This window comes from Arthrobacter sp. 01T428 (assembly GCF_056398685.1).
The window spans coordinates 36,937-56,921 of the sequence record NZ_JBFTPW010000017.1 but is presented as its reverse complement, the minus strand read 5'-3'; the positions used below and the strand labels follow the sequence as shown (position 1 = coordinate 56,921).

Below are 19,985 nucleotides of genomic sequence, written 5' to 3'. Positions count from 1 at the left end.
TGGACCCTTCGTCGTTAGGCCCCGGCCGCGGCGAGCGACCCAAGCTCCGAGAAGCGGTTCGCCGGGCGGTCCAGGCCGTAGTGGTCCCGCAGCGTGCTGCCCGTGTATTCGGTGCGGAACAGCCCCCGGTGGCGCAGCACCGGCACCACGCGGTCAACAAAGGTTTCGAGACCCGACGGTAGAACGGCCGGCATGATGTTGAAGCCGTCGGCCGCGCCGTTTTCGAACCATAGTTGGATCGCGTCGGCCACTTGCTCCGGCGTTCCCGCGAAAGTCAGGTGGCCGCGGCCTCCTCCCAGCCTGCCGATCAGTTGGCGTACCGTGAGTTTCTCGCGGCGGGCAAGCTCCACAATGAGGGTGTAGCGGCTCTTTGCGCCTTCGATCGAGTCCTCGTCCGGAAGATCGGCGGGAAGTTGGCGGTCGAGGGGCAGGTCCTCTGGGTTCACGCGGAGCGTCTTGGCCAGCTCGGCCCTCGCGTATTCGGGCCGGATCAGCTCATCCAGTTCGCGTTCCAGGCGCAGCGCTTCGGCATGCGTGGAGGCGATCACCGGGACAATACCCGGCAGGATCTTGATGCTCTCGGCCGCCCGGCCAAGCGCGACCGTCCGGGCCTTGAGGTCTCCGTAGAACGCCTGGGCATCTTCCAGGGTTTGCTGGGCCGTGAACACGGCCTCGGCGTACCTGGCGGCCAGGCCCTTGCCGTTCTCGGAGGAACCGGCCTGGACAATCAAGGGATGGCCTTGGGGGGAGCGCGGCACGTTGAGCGGTCCGCGGACCCGGAAATGCTTGCCCACGTGGTTGATGGGCCGGACCTTGGTTGAGTCTGCCCAGACGCCAGCTTCCTTGTCGGCAATGACCGCGTCGTCCTCCCAGCTGTCCCAGAGCTTGGCGGCCACCTCCAGGAACTCGGCCGCTCGTTCATAGCGGGCGGCATGGGCGGGCTGATCGTCGATGCCGAAGTTCCGGGCGGCTTCCGGTCCGGCTGTTGTCACCACATTCCAGCCGGCCCGTCCGCCGCTGACGAAGTCCACCGAGGCGAAGCGCCTAGCCAGGTTGAAGGGATCGTTATACGTGGTGGACGCCGTGGCGATGAGGCCGATTTTCTCGGTGGCAGCCGCAATCGCTGTGAGCAGCACCGTCGGTTCCAGCTTGCCCGCGGGACGGCGTCCGACGTCGCCGAAGATCACGGGGGAGTCTGCGAAGAAGATGGAGTCGAACGTGCCGCGCTCTGCGATCCGTGCGAGGTTTTGGTAGTGCCGGATGTCGGTGCTGGCGCGCGGGTTGCTTTCCGGCAGCCGCCACGAAGCCTCGTGGTGTCCGGTGCTCATGAGGAATGCGTTGAGGTGGAGTGTGCGTTGCTGGGGGCTCATCTGTGTTCCTTTCGTTGTCTCCTGGCCGCCAATCAACCACGAGACAACCGCCCCGCGCCAGCGTCGCGAAACCTTCCCGCAACAGCAGGAAACCGGGCTTCACAGCCGGAAACCGGACTCAATCTGGCGCCACGCGAAGCAATGTTTGAGCGGCCTCCGACGCTCGCTCACTTATGTGGGGTTTCTCGCCGACGCTCGCTCACATATCTGAGCGGGCGTTGGGGGTTTCCCCCGACGCTCGCTCACCTATATCTGAGCCGGCGTTGGGGGATTGGGGTGGATATCTGAGCGGGCGTCCGAGGCTGGCGGGACGACGCAAAGCCGCCCACCGCCGTCGTACTTTAAGACGCTCGCTCACTTATGTGGGGTTTCCCGCCGACGCTCGCTCACTTAAGTGAGCGAGCGTTGGGTGGAACGGCCTTGTATCTGAGCGGGCGTTAGGCCCCGGGTGATAGTTCGGTCACGGAAACACCGCTTTGGCACCCCGGGCACCTCGGGCGCGACTACCATGGATCAGTGCATTCGCAGATTACCGTCCGACCCGCCCTGCCCGAAGACTACGACGCCGTAGCCCGTATCACGATGTCGTCTTACGTGACCGCTGGTTACTACGGCAGCCCGGACCACCCATACCTGGAGAAGCTGCGCGACGTGGCCGGCCGCGCCCGGTACGCCGACGTTTTCGTCGCCGAACGCGACGGCCAGGTTATCGGATCCGTCACGTCGGCGAAGGCCGGAGGCGACTTCTCGGACATCGGCCTTCCGGACGAACTCGAAATGCGTACCTTGGTGGTTGATCCGGAGGTTCAGCGCTCCGGCGCAGGACGGGCACTGGTCCAGGCCGTCGTCGACCAAGCCCGCTCCATGGAAGGCATCAACGCCGTCTCCCTCACGACAGGCGCCACGTGGGAAAGCGCCAACGCCCTCTACGCCAAAACCGGATTCGAGCGCGAACCGGAGCGGGATTGGTTCGTACCCGGGACCGACATAAAACTGTTCGTTTATCGGCAGGATGTGCGTCAGCCATAAAGTTTCCTCGTAAACCCCGGTCATCGGGCCGGGTGCGGAAACTGAGAAAGGCGCGGCATGCGCAAGACATTCGGCACGGGCTCGGTCTGGGAACAGGCACTTGGATACTCCCGAGCGGTCCAGGTGGACAACACGCTCTTCATTTCGGCCACGGCGGCGTCGGGACCTGATGGCATCGTCGGTGACGACTTCTACTCGCAGACCAAATACATCCTCGAAAAGCTGGGTGCGGTCCTGGCCGACGCCGGCTTCGACTACGAGGACGTCGTGCAGTCCAAGCTCTACCTGACCGACATCACCAAATGGGAAGACGCCGGGCGCGCGCACGGCGAGGTGTTCGGCGAGATCCGGCCCACCCTTTCCCTGGTCCACGTCCTGCCGTTCCTCGACCCGGAGATGCTGGTCGAAATCGAACTGGTAGCCCAGAAGAGCGCCTGAACAGCCCAACTCACTAGCAGTAAGTGTCGTTTTGACGCCTCATAACGACACTTACTGCGAGTCAGTTGGGTGGGAACTACTTGGGTGGGCGAGTCAGTTGGGGGAGAGTCGCGCGGGGACGCCGTAGCGGTGTTCCGGGCGGCCGGTGCTGCCGTAGCGCAGTTGGATTTCGACGGCGCCATCGTCGGCCAGCGAGGACAGGTACCGTTGCGCCGTGGCGCGTGAGACGCCCACCCGTTCCGCTACTTCCGTGGCCGAGTATTGTTCCCCCGGCGCCAAGGATTCCAGTACCGATGCTTCGGTCGCCGATCGCGGCTTTCCCGACGGCGCCACGTCCCCCGCGACGAGCGCCCGCTTGGCCCGTTCGATTGTGTCCTGGTCCACCGCATGCTGCCGGCCCAGGATCCGCCGGTATCTGGCATAGGAGCGCAATTGCTGCGACAGCGATTCAGCGGTGAACGGTTTGAGCAGGTATGCCAAGGCACCCCGCCGGAGGGCTGTCCTGATGGACACGGCGTCGGAAGCCGCGGTCAGCATCATGGCATCCACATCGAGTTGCCCTAGGAGATCCAGGCCCGAACCGTCCGGCAGGTAGACATCCAGCAACACGAGCTCCGGCCGAAGGCTATGCACGGACTGCAGTGCCTGCGCGGTCGAACCCACCGGGGCCAGGGCCAGGAAACCGGCCACGGAGTCCACGTAGGCGGCATGGAGCTTGGCGACGTGGAAGTCGTCATCCACAATCAACACCCTGAAGTCTTCGCTCATTGGTGTCCTTCCTTGCGTTCGGCTGCGGGTGGTTCAGCTGCGGGTGGTTCGGCTGCCGCGGAGGATTCTGCCAATGAGGCATCGCCCGGCTTGCCGGTAACCCCCGGCATCGTGGCCATGAAGACGGCGCCCGGGCCGCCGGACGAGCCGGGGTCCAGGACGCGCACGTCGCCACCGCGACGCCGGGCGAGTTGCCGGACCAGCGCGAGCCCGAGTCCCTGCCCGCCTGCCCTGGCGATGACGCCTTCGGCGGGTTCCGCCGTCGTGAACCCCTCCACGAAAACCCTTTCGGGCTCGACACCGCCGAGGCCGTCGCCGGAGTCCGCGACGACGATGTGCAGCGTGCCGCCGTCGGGCCCTGGTTCGTCGAGCAGCTCAAGCTCCACCCAGCGTTGCGTCGAAGAGCCGGCGACGGCGGCATTGACGGCGTTGTCGATCAGGTTGCCAAGCACGGTGGTGACGTCCTGTGGCTCGGTGACGTGCTCCCGCACCAGCGTCTCCGGGCCGATCCGCAACGCCACCCCTCGCTCGTCCGCTTCCACGCTCTTCGCGCCGACGAACGCCTGCAGATAGGGATCCTGGAGGAGTTCGGCTTGCTGCACGGGAAACTTCAGTGGGCCGGTGGCGGAGATCCTGGCGAGGTAGTCCTTGGCCTGGCCGTGCTGGCCGATGCTCATGAATCCGGCGATCGTATGGAGCTGGTTCGCGAATTCGTGGCGCTGGGCCCGAAGCGCGGCGGACATGGTGCCCACGGCGTCGAGCTGGCGCGTCAGCTGCTGCAGCTCGGTGCGGTCCCTGAGCATGACCACCCAGCCGAGATCCTCTTTGCGGTGCAGCGCCTTGCGGGCGTTGGCAACCAAGACCCGCCCGCCCGCGACGATTTCCACGGCTTCGGCGTCGTGCGCAGAGGGTTGCGTGAGGGCTTTGAGCTGCGCGGGGACGGGGGCATTCTCCCAATCGGTGCCCGCCAAGTCCGTGCCGGACCAGTCCGAGCCCGCCGCGGCAGGGGAGCCGGGAGTTCCCGCGCCTTCCGGCATGCCGAGCAGCCGCCTGGCCGCGGCATTGAAGACCGTGATGCGGCCATCGGCGGAAATGCCGATCACGCCGTCGTCCACTCCTTGAAGCACGGCAACCTGGTCATGAACCAGGGTGCTGATTTCTTCGGGTTCGAGGCCCAACGTCAGGCGTTGCAATCGGCGGCGGAGGAGGAATGACGCCAGAACCCCGGCAACCAGGGAGCCTGCCGCGGTCACGGCAATCGGGACGATGTCCTTGGCAAGGCTCTGGCTGAGCGACTCCATCGAATAGCCCACACTGACTTCGCCCACCACCGTGGCTGCGGAACCCGTCCCTGCGGAACCCGGAGCGAAGACCGGGACCTTGGCACCCGCGGACGGTCCCAGAGTGCCTGTGTTCCGGGTGGTGACTTCCTTCCCCGACAGCGCATCCGAGGGATCCGTGCTGACCCGTTCGCCCAGCCGGACCAAGTCCGGGTGGGCAAGCCGCAAGCCGGTCTCGTCCGTGACCACCACGAACAAAGCACCAGTGCGGCTCCTGGCAGCCTCGGCAGCAGCCTGGATGGGGCCGGCCGCGAGCACTGCGGGAGGCGGCGTTCCCGGCTCGTTGCTGATGGCTTGGACCTGGGAACGGAGCGCGGGATCCGAAGCCACGGTGCGTGCCAAAGTCAGCGCCTGGTTCTCCGCCTCCGTCCCGATCCGCCCATAGACGAGCCACGCATGCACGGTGCCGCTAAGCAGCACGACCAAGAGAACGACCCCCAGTTGCAAGAGCAGGGTCTGCGTCGAGAACCGCAGGGCAAGCTTGGGCATGCTGCCTCCTTCCGGCGGGGATTGGCCGGCTGGAGCGGGGCAGCAGCGGCGCTGTACTTCTACGTCTACCTCTCCATTGAAGCACTGAGCACAATGAGCAAAATGCTCTCAATCAGCAGTATGTCCATCAAATCCCACAAACGCCTTGCTGTGAGCGTCGCCACTATAGGTTCTGTATCGCGCATCACATCGACGTGATGCCGTTCACTGTAGTAAGGAGCCGGCTGTGCTGGTATTGCTTGGATTCGCAATGATTGCGGTGTTCATGATCCTGATCATGACAAAGAAGTTGACGCCCGTTCTGGCGCTGATCATCGTTCCCACCATCTTCGGCCTGTTTGCCGGTGCCGGTCTTGGCATCGGGCCAATGGTTATGGATTCGATGAAGTCCATGACGTCCACGGCCGCACTCCTGATGTTCGCGATCGTTTACTTCGGACTCATGATCGACGTCGGACTGTTCGACCCGTTGGTGAAGTTCATTCTCCGCAAGCTGGGCAACGACCCCGCCAAAGTGGTTCTGGGTACCGCCATCCTCGCGGCCGCTGTATCGCTCGACGGCGACGGCTCCACCACCTTCATCCTCACCACCGCGGCGATGCTGCCTGTCTACCTCCGTTTGAAGATGAGCCCCGTGGTCCTGACCTGTGTGGCCGGCCTCGCCAACGGCACCATGAACATCCTGCCGTGGGGTGGTCCCACTGCCCGCGCAGCCACAGCCCTCAAGATCGACGTCAACGACGTGTTTGTTCCGATGGTCCCGTCCCTCATCGCCGGCCTCGTCGTCGTCTTCGTGTTCTCCTGGCTCCTGGGCCTGCAGGAACGCAACCGCCTCCGCGCCACGGCCCCCGAGATCTGGGGCGACGTCGCCGACGCAGGGGACGTGTTCGACGGCGGCACGCGCCGCGGCGCTGGCGGCACAGGATCCTCGGGCCGCGGCGGGACTGGCACCGGCGGAGGTTCCGGCGTCGTGGTCCTGGAACGCACCGAAACCTTGGTTGACCTCGCCGACATCGGCTTGACCGACACCGCACTCGATCCCCACCGCAAGACCCTGCGCCCGAAGCTCTTCTGGTTCAACCTCGGCCTCACCGTCGCCGTGATGGTCATGCTCGTGGCCAACCTTGTGCCGCTGCCCTACGTCTTCATGGTGGGCTCCGCGATTGCCCTGCTGGTGAACTTCCCGAAGGTCAAGGAACAAGGCGCGCAGTTGGTGGCCCACGCACCGTCCATCGTGGCGGTGGTCAGCATGGTCATGGCGGCGGCTGTCCTCACGGGTGTCCTCAACGGCACGGGCATGGTCAAGGAAATGTCCGCGTGGCTGGTCCACATCATCCCCGCCGAGATGGGTCCGTTCATGGGCGTCATCACCGGCCTGCTCAGCATCCCCATGACGTTCTTCATGAGCAACGACGCCTTCTACTTCGGCGTCCTGCCGGTCCTGAGTGAAACCGCCGCGCACTACGGCATCAGCGGCGCGGAAATGGCCCGGGCCTCCATCACCGGCCAGCCTTTCCACCTCCAGAGCCCCTTGGTCCCCGCGATCCTGTTGCTCGTCTCGCTTGCCAAGGTGGAACTGGGCGACCACCACAAGAAGGTCCTGTGGCGCACGGCGGTCATCTCGGTCGTCATGCTCGCAGTGGGCATGCTGACGGGAGCCATCGGCATCGGGTAACAAAGCACCCAGCAACGCGGGGTCACTTACGGCCCATTCGGGACCTCCGGATGGGCCGTAAGTGACCCCGCGTTGTTCGTCGTCCAACCCACGTAGACTAGTCCGGAAAACCATTTGAACTTTGCAGGGGAGATCCATGGCTGCGATCAACCGTGACGACGTCGCGCATCTTGCGCGTCTGGCTCACATTGAAATGAGTGCCGAAGAGCTGGACAGGATGGCGGGCGAGCTCGCCGTCATCGTCGATTCGGTGAAGTCCGTCAGCGAAGCCGCCGGGGACGATGTCCCGGCTACGTCCCACCCGATTCCGTTGAACAACGTGTTCCGCGAAGACGTTGTGGGCCACACGTTCACGGCCGAACAGGCGCTGTCCGGGGCTCCGGATTCCTTCGAGGGCCGCTTCAAGGTTCCGGCAATCCTGGATGAGGACTAAGCGAATGACTGAATTGAACAACTCCGAACTCATCCGCCTGTCCGCGGCTCAGCTGGCCGCCAAGCTGGCCGCGCGCGAGGTCACGTCGGTCGAGGTCACCCAGGCGTACTTGGACCGGATTGCCGACGTTGACGGGCAAGTCAACGCATTCCTGCACGTCAACGCTGAAGAGGCGCTCGCCGTCGCCGCCGAGGTGGACGCGATACGCGCCGCCGGAGGTGCCGAAGCCGAAGCGCTGCACGAACTCGCCGGCGTACCCATCGCCGTCAAGGACCTCATCGTCACCATCGGCCAGCCCACCACGGCCGGCTCGAAGATCCTTGAGGGCTGGCACAGCCCCTACGACGCCACCGTCATCAAGAAGCTGCGCGCAGCGAAGATGCCCATCCTGGGCAAGACCAACCTGGACGAATTCGCCATGGGTTCCTCCACGGAACACTCGGCGTACGGCCCCACCCGCAACCCGTGGGACCTGGACCGCATCCCCGGCGGCTCGGGCGGTGGCTCCGCGGCCGCCGTCGCGGCCTTCGAAGCTCCGCTGGCCCTCGGCACGGACACCGGCGGATCCATCCGCCAGCCTGGCGCCGTCACCGGCACGGTCGGCATGAAGCCCACCTACGGTGCCGTTTCCCGCTACGGCGCTATAGCCATGGCGTCGTCGCTGGACCAGATCGGCCCGGTTTCGCGGACCGTGCTGGACTCGGCCCTGCTGCAGGAAGTCATCGGCGGACACGACCCCTTCGACTCCACCTCGCTGACGGACCCCTTCGACACGCTCGTTGCCGCAGCCAAGACGGGCAACGTCACGGGCATGAAGATCGGCATCGTCAAGGAACTCCACGGCGAGGGCTACCAGGCCGGCGTCGAGAACCGTTTCAACGAGTCCCTTGAGCTGCTCAAGGAGGCCGGCGCGGAAATCGTCGAGGTTTCCTGCCCCAACTTCAAGTACGCGCTGGGCGCCTACTACCTGATCATGCCGTCCGAGGTTTCGAGCAACCTGGCCAAGTTCGACGGCGTCCGCTACGGCTTGCGTGTCCTGCCCAAGGACGGTCCCATGACGATCGAACGTGTCATGGGTGCCACTCGCGCCGCCGGTTTCGGCGATGAGGTCAAGCGCCGCATCATCCTGGGCACCTACGCCCTGAGCGCCGGCTACTACGACGCCTACTACGGTTCGGCGCAGAAGGTCCGCACGCTGATCCAGCGCGACTTCGACGCCGCGTTCGCGCAGGCCGACGTCCTGATTTCGCCGACGGCTCCCACGACGGCCTTCAAGCTGGGGGAGAAGCTGGACGATCCGCTGGCCATGTACCTCAACGACGTCGCCACCATCCCGGCGAACATGGCCGGTATCCCGGGCTTGTCCCTGCCTGGCGGCCTGGCCGACGAAGACGGCCTGCCCGTAGGCATCCAGCTGCTGGCGCCTGCCCGCGAGGACGCCCGCCTGTACCGCGTGGGCGCTGTCCTTGAATCCTTGCTTGAAGAGAAGTGGGGTGGCCCGCTGTTGGCGAAGGCACCTGAATTGAAAAACGCAGGTCTCGGTACCGCATTCAACACCGCCGGAGGTTCCAACTGATGTCTACCGACGCCATCCTCAGCTTCGAAGAGGCCATGGAGAAGTACGACCCCGTCCTTGGCTTCGAGGTCCACGTGGAGCTCAACACCAAGACCAAGATGTTCTCCTCCGCTCCGAATGTCTTCGGCGACGAGCCGAACACCAACGTCAACGAGGTTGACCTTGGCATGCCCGGCGTCCTGCCCGTGGTGAACAAAACGGCGGTAGAGTCTTCCATCAAGATCGGCCTTGCCCTGAACTGCAAGATCGCCGAGTCCTGCCGCTTCGCCCGGAAGAACTACTTCTACCCGGACACCCCGAAGAACTTCCAGACGTCCCAGTACGACGAGCCCATCGCGTACGACGGCTACCTGGACATCGAGCTCTCGGACGGCACTGTGTTCCGCGTCGAGATCGAGCGCGCGCACATGGAGGAGGACGCCGGCAAGCTGACCCACATGGGTGGCGCCACCGGTCGCATCCAGGGCGCCGACTATTCGTTGGTGGACTACAACCGTTCCGGTGTTCCGCTCGTCGAAATCGTCACCAAGCCGATCGAGGGCGCGGGTAGCCGGGCACCTGAGCTCGCCAAGGCCTACGTGGCCGCAGTACGCGAAATCGTCAAGAACCTCGGCGTTTCCGACGCCAAGATGGAACGCGGCAACGTCCGCTGCGACGCCAACGTCTCGCTGCGCCCGCACGGCCGCGAACGTTTCGGCATCCGTTCCGAAACGAAGAACGTGAACTCGCTGCGCGCCGTCGAGCACGCCGTCCGTTACGAAATCCAGCGCCACGCAGCCGTCCTGGACTCCGGCGAGCCGGTCATCCAGGAAACGCGCCACTGGCACGAGGACACGCGCACGACGACGTCGGGCCGCGCAAAGTCCGACGCCGACGACTACCGCTACTTCCCGGAGCCGGACCTCGTTCCGGTCCTGGCATCCCGCGAATGGGTCGAAGAACTCCGCGCCACGCTGCCCGAGCCGCCCGCGGCGCGCCGCAAGCGGCTCCAGGCCGACTGGGGCTATTCGGACCTCGAGTTCCGCGACGTCGTGAACGCCGGCGTCATGGACTCCATCGAGGAGACCATCGCCGCCGGTGCCAGCGCCTCCGTGGCCCGCAAGTGGTGGATGGGCGAGATCGTCGGACGCGCCAAGACAGCCGACGTCGATCCTTCCGAACTCGGCGTCACGCCGGAAACCATCGTGGAGCTCAACAAGCTCGTCGAGGGCGGCAAGATCAACAACAAGATGGCTTCCCAGGTACTCGACGGCGTCCTCGCCGGCGAAGGAACCCCGGCCGAGATCGTCGAGAAGCGCGGCCTCGCGGTCGTGTCCGACGACGGCCCCCTGCTGGAAGCGATCGACGCCGCACTGGCGGCCCAGCCCGACGTTGCGGAGAAGATCCGCGGCGGCAAGGTTCAGGCCATCGGTGCGATCGTCGGCGGAGTCATGAAGGCCACCCGAGGGCAGGCCGACGCCGGCCGCGTCAAGCAGCTGATCCTGGAGCGGCTCGGCGTCGAAGGCTGACCACCCGCGCCTCACCCAACTGAGTCGCAGTTAATGTCGTTCTGAGCCGTCAAAACGACAACAACTGCGACTCAGTTGTGTCTGGATCCACAGCCCCCACACAGCTTCAAGCGTCATCATGGAGTCATCAGTTCTTTGCTGCCCGCCCCTTACCGGCCCGGGGAGGAGCGGAGAAAGGATTCGGCCATGTCCACCATGACTCCGGGGGTTCGTAAGGCCCTCATCGCCGGCGGTATTGCCGTCGTCTTGAGCGGCGGTGGTGTGGCCGCAGTCTGGGCTGCCGGCCAGATCATCCCCGCGTACGTGGTAAGCGCGACGCCGACAAGTACGGCGTCGCCCGCCACGCCGTCGCCCGGGGCTACGTCGCCCGCCACGCCGTCGCCCGGCAAGGCCAGGCCGTTCCCCGTGCTTCCCCGCGGCATCGCAGGTCCGGGGATCCACGGTGAGTTCACGGTCAAGAACAAGGACGGCAGCTACACGACGCTCGTGTCGCAGCGAGGCACCGTGCAGTCCGTCAGCGATTCGAGCATTTCCGTCAAGAGCGATGACGGCTTCACGCAGAGCTACGCGATCACATCGTCGACCACCATCGTCAAGCTCCCCGCTTCCGGAACGGGCACGCAAGGCCGGCGGCCATCGCCCCAAACCATCAAGGCCACCGACCTGAAAGCGGGCGACACCGTCGCAGTCTCCGGCACGAAGAGCGGCACCACGGTCACGGCTACCCGCATTATCGGAGGTACCTTGCCTGCTGCGCCCAGTGATGGCGGACGGCGGTTGGGCTCCGGGAGCGTCTCTTCCTGAACGCTGTTCGAGCTGACCCTGCGCGCCCCGCTCGTCTGGCTATGATGCTACTACCGCCGCACCACGCCCGTGGTCCGGCGGCTTAGCCACGAAGGAGACGAATGCGCCCCACGATCAAGTCCGTGGCGGCGGCAGCCGGGGTCTCGACGGCGACCGTGTCCTATGTGCTTTCAGGCAGGAGCGGCAAAGACGGCAGCAGGAGCGGTTCCGGGGTGGCACCAGCTACCGTGCTTCGGGTTCAAGAGGCTGCCCTCGCCCTCGGATATCGCCCCAACCAATCGGCACGGGCAATCCGCACCGGACGAACGAACCTGCTCATGTTGTCGCTCACCATGATCTCGGATCCGTGGGCATTGGATGTGAGCCGCGCTGTTGGTACGGCTGCGGCCCGACGAGGCATTACGCCGATGATCCTGGCCGATACCGACTGGCGGGTGGCCCTCAAACGGCAAAACGCGGACGTGACATTCATCGACGGCGCCGACGAGCCCGGCGACGTCGAACTGCTGGCACAGGCGGCAAGGTTGCAGCGCCTGGTGGTCTTCAGCGACACCATGGAACCTGAGGGATTCGACGTCGTGCGGCCGGTGGTTGGTTCGTCGTGCGATCTGGCAGTGGAGCACCTCACCGCGCGGCACCGCCGCGTGGCTTGCCTGATCTCCTCAGCACCGTCGATGAGCACCCTGGACATCCGCTTGGGTGCCTACACCCGCGGCCTTGCCAAGGCTGGTTTGGAGTACCGGGACGACTACGTCGAGGCGTATGACCGCGACGGACTCAGCGCGTTCGACGCAGCGTTTCGGCTCCTGCAGCGTGCGGACCGACCGACCGCGATCTATGCGACCACCGACTTCGCCGCGATCGCAGCCATCCATGCGGCCCAACGCCTGCAACTCCGCATTCCGGAAGACGTCGAAGTGATCGGGATCGGCAACACCACGGAAGGCGAGCGCATGACGCCGTCGTTGACCACCGTTGGTCCTGAGGGCTTTTTCGATGGCTTGGCCGCATTCCTGCTCGACCGCGCAGAGAATCCCGATGTGCCTGCCGGCATTCTGGAATTCCCGTGGAAGCTCATCGTGAGGGACTCAGCGCCCTCGGCGTGAATCCGACCCTCCGATGAGAAACCCGACGCTCCCGGCGTGAGCCGGGGCTGTCCCTTTGGCAGGTCGAGGCATGCGCCCGGTGATCGCTCTAACCGCCCTCCATGCACTTTGGTGACGTTTTGTGCCCGAAAAAGTTAAGAAAAGATCATTCGAAATCTTGCCATTAAACGATTAACATGATGTGATCAACTGCACAACACCAGTTGGGTTGGCTGTTCGCCGAATGCGGGCCCGCCCCGAAGGACCGTCGGTCTTCTGACCAAGACATCGGAGAATTCTTATGAACCACAACGTGACCCGCAGGTCATTCCTTTCCTTTGCGGCTGCCGGTGCCGCCGTCGTTTCGCTCGCTGCCTGCGGCGGGAACAGTGCCGCAGGGGGTAGCGCAGCCAAGGCCGCCTACGCTGCTCCCGCGAAGGACCTGAGCGCGGAGCTGAGCTACGCCATCTGGGACGCTGCGCAAAAGCCCGCGATGCAGAAGATCGTGACCGAATTCAACAAGCAATACCCGAACATCAAAGTCACCATCGACGTCACGCCGTCCAAGGGCTCGGCCTACTGGACGAAGATCCAAACCCAGGCAAGCAGCAACACCCTTCCGGACGTTTTCTGGATGAACGGCCCGCACATCAAGCTTTACGCGCAAAACAACCAGCTGTTGTCCCTGGACGGCCTGGTGTCCGGCAAAGCAGTGGACACGGCCAATTACCCCAAGGCACTCGTGGATTTGTACACCGTCAACGGGGCGTTCTACGGGGTCCCCAAGGACTTCGACACCAGTGCGCTCTTCTACAACAAGGCCCTCTTCAAGGAGGCCGGCGTGTCCGAACCGACGTCCACCTGGACGTGGGACGACGTGAAATCCGCCGGCGCGAAACTATCCAAGTTCTACCAGGGCAAAGGCATCTACGGCTATGCCGGCGACCTCACGGGTGGCCAGACCAGCTACTACAACACGATGATTGAAGCCGGCGGGACCATCATCTCGACCGACGGCAAGAAGTCCGGATACGACTCCGCCGGATCAATCGCCGGCCTCCAGTTCTGGCGCGACCTGATCGAGTCCGGGGTTTCACCCTCGATGCAGCAATTGACGGACACCTCCTCGAGCGACATGTTCACGTCCAGGAAATTGGCTATGACCATGGACGGTTCCTGGACCGTCGGGCCAGCCCAAAAGGCACTCGGTGACGATCTGGGCATTGTCAGCCTCCCGAAGGGGCCGAAGAGCAACCAGAGCGTGATCCACGGACTTGCCAACGTGATTCCCGCCAATGCGAAGAACCCTGCCGCGGCGCAGGCATTCGTGGCCTTCCTGGGAACCCAGGATGCTGCCAAGATCCAGGCGGAAACGGGAACCGTCATCCCGGCCTTCAACGGCACCCAGGACGCCTGGGTAAAGTCTGTTCCCTCCGTTGACCTCAGCGTCTTCCTTGACCTGGCCAAGGATGCCTCGCCCTACCCGGCGTCGGCCAATACAGCCGCCTGGAACGAACTCGAGAACACCCTGCTGCCCCAGGCGTTCGCCGGGACCAAGCCGGTTGCCGACGTCGCAAAGGACCTTGCCAGCCAAATGAATGCCGCCCTGGCCAAAGAATCATGAAAGCCCAGACCCTGACGCCGGCAGCCAAGGGCGTCCGTGCAGCCCTACCAGCGGGGCATCGCCGCAAAGGAAAATCGAAATCGGATGGCTGGTGGCCATGGTTGTTCGTGGTGCCTACTGTCGCGGGCATCGGCGTGTTCTACCTTTGGCCGATCGTCCAGACGTTCTACTACAGCTTCACCAAGTGGGGAGTCTTCGGCGGAACCAAGTTCATCGGCCTGGACAACTATGTGCGGATGTTCGTGGATTCCACCATTCCGCAGTCAATCGTCAATACGCTGGTCTACACGGTGGTCGTGCTGCTGGGAATTCCCATCGCGGTCATCCTTGCGTCCTTGATCGAGCGTCCCGGCCTGCGCTTCGCGGCCCTGTACCGGACGCTGTACTTCATTCCCTACATCACCATGCCGGCCGCCGTCGGGATCGTATGGAGGTTGATCTACAACGGTGACTTCGGACCCATCAACTGGTTCCTGGGCTTGTTCGGGATCCAGGGCCCCTACTGGACATCGACGCCGGGGTTCGCGCTGCTTGCCGTGGCTACCGTGGGGCTTTGGATGTCGCTGGGATTCAACCTCATCATCATCAGCGCGGGACTGCGCGAGATTCCGCGGGAGCTCTTCGAAGCCGCGGAGATGGACGGGGCCAGCCGGGTCCGCCAATTCTTCAGCATTACCGTTCCGCTGTTGACGCCCAGCATCTTCTTCGTCACGATCGTCACCGTGATCGGCGGTTTCCAGCTGTTCGATCTGCTGTACGTGATGATGGGGAAAGCGAACCTGGCCATGCCGCAGACGCAAAGCCTCGTGTACATCTTCTACAACCAGGCCTTCCTGCAGAACGACAAGGGCTATGCGGCAGCCATCGGCATCTTGATCCTGCTGATCATCGCTCTTCTGACCGCTTTCCAATTCCGCATCCAGAAGAGGTGGGTCAACTATGTCTGAATCGATGCTCTCAACAAAAAGCGGCGTCGAATCGCGGCAGAGCGGAACAGCTGCATTCAGCCCCTCTCGCGCCGAGGGCAAACCACCGGGACCCTCAAGCCGCGGCACCAAGGGCAGCAACGGCAAGAGCCGAGGCGGCGCCACAGGCGGCAAGCAAGGCTCGAACGTGCTGGCACATTGTGTACTGGGCATTGGCGGTTTGGCCATGATCTCGCCGCTCCTGTACCAGATCGTCATGTCGCTTTCGACGAACGCAGAAGTCCAAAGCACGCCGCCCACGCTGTGGCCCAGCGTTGTCCAGTGGCACAACTTCGCGGACGTCTTCACCTCCATGAATTTCGGTTCACAGCTCTGGGTGACGGTGGCAATCACCGTGATCCGGGTGATCGGGCAAGTGCTCCTCTGCTCGATGGCGGGCTACGCCTTCGCGCGGATGCAGTTCCGCTTCAAAGGGCTCATCCTGGCCGTCGTCTTGTCGATCATCATGGTGCCGTCCCAGTTGTTCCTGATCCCGCAGTACCAGATCATCCAAAACCTGGGGTGGCTGAACAGCATTGCCGGCATCGTGGCTCCGGGCATCTTCAGCGCTTTCGGCCTGTTCCTGATGCGCCAGTTCTTCATGGGGCTCCCGGACGAACTCGAAGACGCGGCACGGCTCGACGGCGCCAATCCATTCCAGATCTTCTTCCGCGTGATGCTGCCGCTAGCGGCCAATGGCCTGTGGGCCCTCGTCATCATCACTGTGCTGTGGTCCTGGAATGACCTCTTGTGGCCTTTGGTGGTGACGTCGACGGCGAACGCCGCACCGTTGAGCGTCGGGCTTTCCAACCTCCAGGGTGAGCACGCCAACAATTACCCGATCCTCATGGCGGCCTCGCTCATGGCCATGGCGCCGATCCTGATCATGTTCCTGCTCATGCAGAAGCGTGTCATGGCGGGCATCGGCCGCTCCGGACTCAAGTAGGGACTCACGTGGACACCCACGTAGAGACCCACGTAGAGCCTCACTTAGGAAAGGATCGCAGCCTTGACGGAAAAGAACCCGGCCCCGGAAGACGGTTGGTCGTTCGTGCTCGTGGATGCCCTGGAAAAGGTCTACCCGGACGCTCCACCCCGGCCGTTCGACAGGACCATTCCGATGTCCGTTTTCCCCGGCGAGACCGCCTCGGTGCAGGTGGCCCTCAGGCCGCCCATGAAGCACGACTTCCGGCTGTCGGGGGCGTTGGAAGTCTCAGTCGATGGTCCGGCGGCAGGATTTACCTCCATTTCGCAGGTTGAGCTGGTGCCATGTTCATTGGCGGCATTCCCGGAGCATGATGCCGGGTACGACCGCGACACCCCCGGACTGTATCCGGACCTATTGCGGCCAGCCCCGGACGGGATGATCAAGCCCCTCTACGGGCAATGGACCTCCGCATGGATCGACTTCGTGGTGCCATCCGCGGAGAACGCCGGTGAGCATGAACTCGGGATCTCGGTACGGGACGCGGAAGGCAACACGCTATTCGCCACCCACCTCTGCGTCACTGTGGTGCATGCGCACGCCCCGGAACTGGAGATCGTGAACGCCCACTGGTTCCACTGCGACGGCTTGGCGAGCCATTACGGCGTCGAGGTCTTCAGTGAGCAGCATTGGTCGATCATCGATGCCTTCATGGGGTCCGCGGCAAGGATGGGCGCCAACTCGCTGCTGACACCCACATGGACCCCTCCACTGGACACGGCCATCGGGGGAACGCGGCTGGCCACCCAACTGATCGGGATCCGCGACGATTCCGGCTACCACTTTGATTTCAGCAGGCTGGAGCGCTGGGTTGGCCTTTGCGCCAAACACGGCATCGAGTACCTGGAAATAGCCCACTTGTTTACCCAATGGGGGGCCAAAGCGACTCCGGCGATCTATGTCGAAACCGCGGAAGGCCTGGAGCGGCGGTTTGGCTGGGACGTGCCGTCGACGTCGTCCTCGTACCGGGAGCTCATGGCCGAACTGCTGCCGGCCCTGCGTTCCTTCCTGGCGGAGCACTGGTCGCTTGACCGGGTCATTTTCCACATATCCGATGAACCGGAGGGCGCCGAGGCCCTGGCGGGGTACCAACAGGCAAAGGGCGTCGTCTCGGATCTCCTGGACGGTCTGACGGTGGTTGACGCCCTGAGCGACTTTGAGTTCTACCGCAGCGGGGCCGTGCCGAATCCCGTGGTGGCAAGCGATGCCGTGGCACCGTTCCTGGCCGCCGGGGTGAAGGACCTGTGGGTCTATTACTGCGTCGCCCAGGACACCGGCGTTGCCAACCGGTTCATTTCCATGCCTTCGGTGCGAAACAGGGTGTTGGGTCATCATCTCTTCGCCCTGGAATGTGCGGGGTTCCTGCATTGGGGATTCAACTTCTATAACTCGGCCCATTCGTTGGCGCCCGTGGACCCGTTCAAGGACACGTGTGCCGGGGGAGCCTTCCCGGGCGGCGATGCCTTCCTGGTCTACCCGGGACCGGAAGGGGTGCCGTGGGAGTCGATCCGTTACAAGGTGTTCGCCCAGGCCATGTGGGACCACCGGGCTCTCTCGCTCCTGGCCAAGCTGGCCGGTCGCGAGGAGGTGCTGGCGCTCATCGATACGAACGGCTCCGGCGGCAGCCTCGCCATGGACAGTTTCAGCTACGACCCCCTTCATTACCGGAGGGTTCGCGAGCTGGTCAACCAGGGAATCGCGCAGCGCGTGGGTCAAACACCGCCCGCGCATCAACTTATCTAGTTAGGAAAGTACTTATGGACCTCAAAGTAGGCATCGTCGGATTCGGCTTGCGGTCGTCGCTGTGGCGCCACGCGCACAAGCCCGGCCACGGTTCGGAAGTCACGGTTGTGTGCGATCTGGGCGAGCGCGGCAGGGCTGACGCAGCAGAGAAGATCCCGACGGCGGTCATCACCGAGGACCTGGACGTCTTGTTGGCCTCCGGCCTGGACGCGGTGCTGGTCCTGACCCCGGACAACCAGCACGCCGCCGTCGCGGTCCGGACGCTCAAAGCGGGCATTCCCACCTTCTGCGAGAAACCGCTCGATGTCACGCTCGAAGCAGCCGACCTCATCCTCCAGACGGCCTTCGACACCGGGACACGACTGTACGTGGGCCACAACATGCGGCACATGCCGGTAGTGGTGCAGATGCGGGACATCATCCAGGCCGGGACCATCGGTGACGTCAAGGCCGTTTGGTGCCGGCACTTCGTGGGAAACGGCGGGGACTACTATTTCAAGGATTGGCATGCCCAGCGCGCCAACACCACCGGGCTGCTGCTGCAAAAAGGCGCGCACGATATCGACGTCATCCACTGGCTCGCCGGGGGATACAGCACCAAGGTGCAGGCAATCGGGGATCTGGCCGTCTACGGGGACGTCGCGTCCCGCCGCGACAACACGGGCCGCCGGATGGGGGATTGGTTTTCGGTGGACAATTGGCCCCCCACCGAACAGACGGACCTCGCCGAGACGATCGACGTCGAGGACATCTCGATGATGAACATGGTCCTGGACAACGGTGTGCTCGCCTCGTACCAGCAGTGCCATTTCACCCCGGACTATTGGCGGAACTACACCGTGATCGGCACCAAGGGCAGGATCGAGAACTTCGGTGACGGGGCCGGCGATCAGATCTATGTATGGACCACCCGGACAACCTCAGGTTTCGCCGAACCCGACCAGAAGGTCTTGGTCCGTGACGGCGAAGGCGGCCATGGCGGTGCGGACCCCTTGCTGATCGCAGAGTTCCTGCGGTTCGCCAAGGACGGGGGAACCACGGCGACCTCGCCGATCGCGGCCCGGGAGGCCGTGGCCGCGGGAGTGCTTGCCACCGACTCCCTCCGCGGCGACGGTTGCGCGAAGCTGGTTCCGGCCTTGCCGGAAGAGCTCGTGGAGTATTTCAACGCAGGGCAGCCGGCCCGGGTCCGGGAACTCTAGCGCCGCGTGCCCCCGGCGAGTTCGGTCATGACGGTCTGTAGTGCTTCGCAGACCGTCATGACCGATTTCCGTTTCAGGGTCTCCGGCCTCGCCAGGATGTCGATCTTGCGCACGGAATTCACCCCCGCGAGCGGTCGCAGCACCACGCCGGCGTCCAGGACGCGCTGGGCGGTGAACCGCGGGAGCAAACCTATCGCGCCACCGTCCGCCACGAGCGAGGCCACGGTGGAATAGTCGTTGATGCGGTGCAGGACGTCCGCCGGACGCCCGCTGACGGCGACGACGGCGGCCAGCACGTCCGCGGGGGAGTATCCGTCGCGGCTGGTCACCCAGGGCTGCCCGACGACGTCGGCCGGCCTGAGTTCGCGGCGCGCCGCGAGCGGGTGCCCGGCAGGCAACGCGACGTCGAGCGGTTCGTCGGCGAGCGGGATGACGGCTACTTTGTCGGTGGGCCAGCCGGGACTGTGCTCCATCCGGTGCGCCAGCACGAGGTCGTAGCGCGCGGCGAGGCCCGGAAAGTCTTCCTGTGCGACGTCTTCGTCGGCGAGCTTCACGCGGGGAACGCTGTTTTCCGGACCCGCGGTGCGCGCGGTCGTCAACAAGGCCGCGAGCGGAGCGAACAAAGCCTGCCCCGCACTGTGGAAGGCGCTCACAGTGACGGTGGAGCCCGGGGAGTCATGGTACGCGCCGATCGCCGCCTGGGCGTCGGCCATGGCGCTCACGACGGCGGCTCCGGCGTCGGCGAGGACCCGGCCCGCATCGGTGAGCACCAAGGCGCGGCCTTCCTTGCGGGTCAAGGGCACGTCCACCGACTTCTGCAGGAGGGCGAGCTGCTGGGAAACGGCCGAGGGAGTGACCATGAGCGTCTCGGCCACGGCCTTGACACTGCCGAGATCTCCTAGTTCCCTGAGCATTTGGAGCTGATGTACTTCCATTTAGCAAATGCTAAATCGT

At 64.3% G+C, this 19,985-nt stretch carries 17 protein-coding genes; 13 read left to right on the top strand and 4 right to left on the bottom strand.

Annotation, left to right across the window (positions count from 1 at the left end):
• Window positions 1-14: 14 nt before the first annotated feature.
• On the bottom strand, window positions 15-1,370 hold the full coding sequence (locus AC1DJB_RS17330; protein WP_306961308.1) for an LLM class flavin-dependent oxidoreductase: 1,356 nt from the start codon (window positions 1,368-1,370) through the stop codon (window positions 15-17).
• Between the two features lie 516 nt (window positions 1,371-1,886).
• Between AC1DJB_RS17330 and AC1DJB_RS17325 the strand changes: the two genes are divergently transcribed.
• Together AC1DJB_RS17325 and AC1DJB_RS17320 are read left to right on the top strand one after the other, a co-directional pair.
• Complete coding sequence (locus tag AC1DJB_RS17325; protein ID WP_476910597.1) at window positions 1,887-2,399, top strand: GNAT family N-acetyltransferase; 513 nt, start codon at window positions 1,887-1,889, stop codon at window positions 2,397-2,399.
• 57 nt (window positions 2,400-2,456) lie between these two features.
• On the top strand, window positions 2,457-2,837 hold the full coding sequence (locus AC1DJB_RS17320; protein ID WP_284989773.1) for a RidA family protein: 381 nt from the start codon (window positions 2,457-2,459) through the stop codon (window positions 2,835-2,837).
• Window positions 2,838-2,930: 93 nt separating this feature from the next.
• Here AC1DJB_RS17320 and AC1DJB_RS17315 read toward each other — a convergent pair whose 3' ends face one another.
• Both AC1DJB_RS17315 and AC1DJB_RS17310 read right to left on the bottom strand, forming a co-directional pair.
• The gene (locus AC1DJB_RS17315; RefSeq protein ID WP_476910596.1) at window positions 2,931-3,605 is read right to left on the bottom strand and encodes a response regulator; all 675 of its coding nucleotides are present in this window, start codon (window positions 3,603-3,605) and stop codon (window positions 2,931-2,933) included.
• Window positions 3,602-5,434, bottom strand: a complete 1,833-nt coding sequence (locus AC1DJB_RS17310; protein ID WP_476910595.1) for a sensor histidine kinase — start codon at window positions 5,432-5,434, stop codon at window positions 3,602-3,604. The genes AC1DJB_RS17315 and AC1DJB_RS17310 overlap by 4 nt, the downstream gene beginning before the upstream one ends.
• A gap of 226 nt (window positions 5,435-5,660) precedes the next feature.
• Between AC1DJB_RS17310 and AC1DJB_RS17305 the strand changes: the two genes are divergently transcribed.
• From AC1DJB_RS17305 to AC1DJB_RS17255, 11 genes are all read left to right on the top strand, one after another.
• On the top strand, window positions 5,661-7,109 hold the full coding sequence (locus AC1DJB_RS17305) for a CitMHS family transporter (RefSeq protein WP_306961317.1): 1,449 nt from the start codon (window positions 5,661-5,663) through the stop codon (window positions 7,107-7,109).
• A gap of 136 nt (window positions 7,110-7,245) precedes the next feature.
• Complete coding sequence (gatC, locus tag AC1DJB_RS17300; protein WP_184736130.1) at window positions 7,246-7,542, top strand: Asp-tRNA(Asn)/Glu-tRNA(Gln) amidotransferase subunit GatC; 297 nt, start codon at window positions 7,246-7,248, stop codon at window positions 7,540-7,542.
• Between the two features lie 4 nt (window positions 7,543-7,546).
• On the top strand, window positions 7,547-9,118 hold the full coding sequence (gene gatA, locus AC1DJB_RS17295) for an Asp-tRNA(Asn)/Glu-tRNA(Gln) amidotransferase subunit GatA (RefSeq protein ID WP_306961319.1): 1,572 nt from the start codon (window positions 7,547-7,549) through the stop codon (window positions 9,116-9,118).
• Window positions 9,118-10,626, top strand: a complete 1,509-nt coding sequence (gene gatB / locus AC1DJB_RS17290; protein ID WP_476910594.1) for an Asp-tRNA(Asn)/Glu-tRNA(Gln) amidotransferase subunit GatB — start codon at window positions 9,118-9,120, stop codon at window positions 10,624-10,626. The genes gatA and gatB overlap by 1 nt, the downstream gene beginning before the upstream one ends.
• A gap of 186 nt (window positions 10,627-10,812) precedes the next feature.
• Complete coding sequence (locus AC1DJB_RS17285) at window positions 10,813-11,430, top strand: DUF5666 domain-containing protein (RefSeq protein ID WP_476910593.1); 618 nt, start codon at window positions 10,813-10,815, stop codon at window positions 11,428-11,430.
• A 101-nt stretch (window positions 11,431-11,531) separates the two neighbouring features.
• Entirely contained in the window at window positions 11,532-12,536 is a 1,005-nt protein-coding gene (locus AC1DJB_RS17280; RefSeq protein ID WP_306961324.1) for a LacI family DNA-binding transcriptional regulator, read from the top strand.
• 280 nt (window positions 12,537-12,816) lie between these two features.
• Window positions 12,817-14,139: an extracellular solute-binding protein gene (locus tag AC1DJB_RS17275; protein WP_306961326.1), complete on the top strand. Its 1,323-nt coding sequence runs from the start codon at window positions 12,817-12,819 to the stop codon at window positions 14,137-14,139.
• Window positions 14,136-15,086, top strand: coding sequence for a carbohydrate ABC transporter permease (locus tag AC1DJB_RS17270; protein ID WP_476910592.1), 951 nt, complete (start codon window positions 14,136-14,138; stop codon window positions 15,084-15,086). The genes AC1DJB_RS17275 and AC1DJB_RS17270 overlap by 4 nt, the downstream gene beginning before the upstream one ends.
• Window positions 15,079-16,050, top strand: a complete 972-nt coding sequence (locus AC1DJB_RS17265) for a carbohydrate ABC transporter permease (protein WP_476910591.1) — start codon at window positions 15,079-15,081, stop codon at window positions 16,048-16,050. The genes AC1DJB_RS17270 and AC1DJB_RS17265 overlap by 8 nt, the downstream gene beginning before the upstream one ends.
• Before the next feature lie 63 nt (window positions 16,051-16,113).
• The gene (locus AC1DJB_RS17260) at window positions 16,114-17,832 is read left to right on the top strand and encodes a DUF4091 domain-containing protein (protein ID WP_476910590.1); all 1,719 of its coding nucleotides are present in this window, start codon (window positions 16,114-16,116) and stop codon (window positions 17,830-17,832) included.
• A gap of 14 nt (window positions 17,833-17,846) precedes the next feature.
• Window positions 17,847-19,031: a Gfo/Idh/MocA family protein gene (locus AC1DJB_RS17255; protein ID WP_332601465.1), complete on the top strand. Its 1,185-nt coding sequence runs from the start codon at window positions 17,847-17,849 to the stop codon at window positions 19,029-19,031.
• Here the strand turns inward: AC1DJB_RS17255 and AC1DJB_RS17250 are convergent.
• Window positions 19,028-19,966, bottom strand: coding sequence for a LysR family transcriptional regulator (locus AC1DJB_RS17250; RefSeq protein ID WP_476910589.1), 939 nt, complete (start codon window positions 19,964-19,966; stop codon window positions 19,028-19,030). The genes AC1DJB_RS17255 and AC1DJB_RS17250 overlap by 4 nt on opposite strands.
• Window positions 19,967-19,985: the final 19 nt, after the last annotated feature.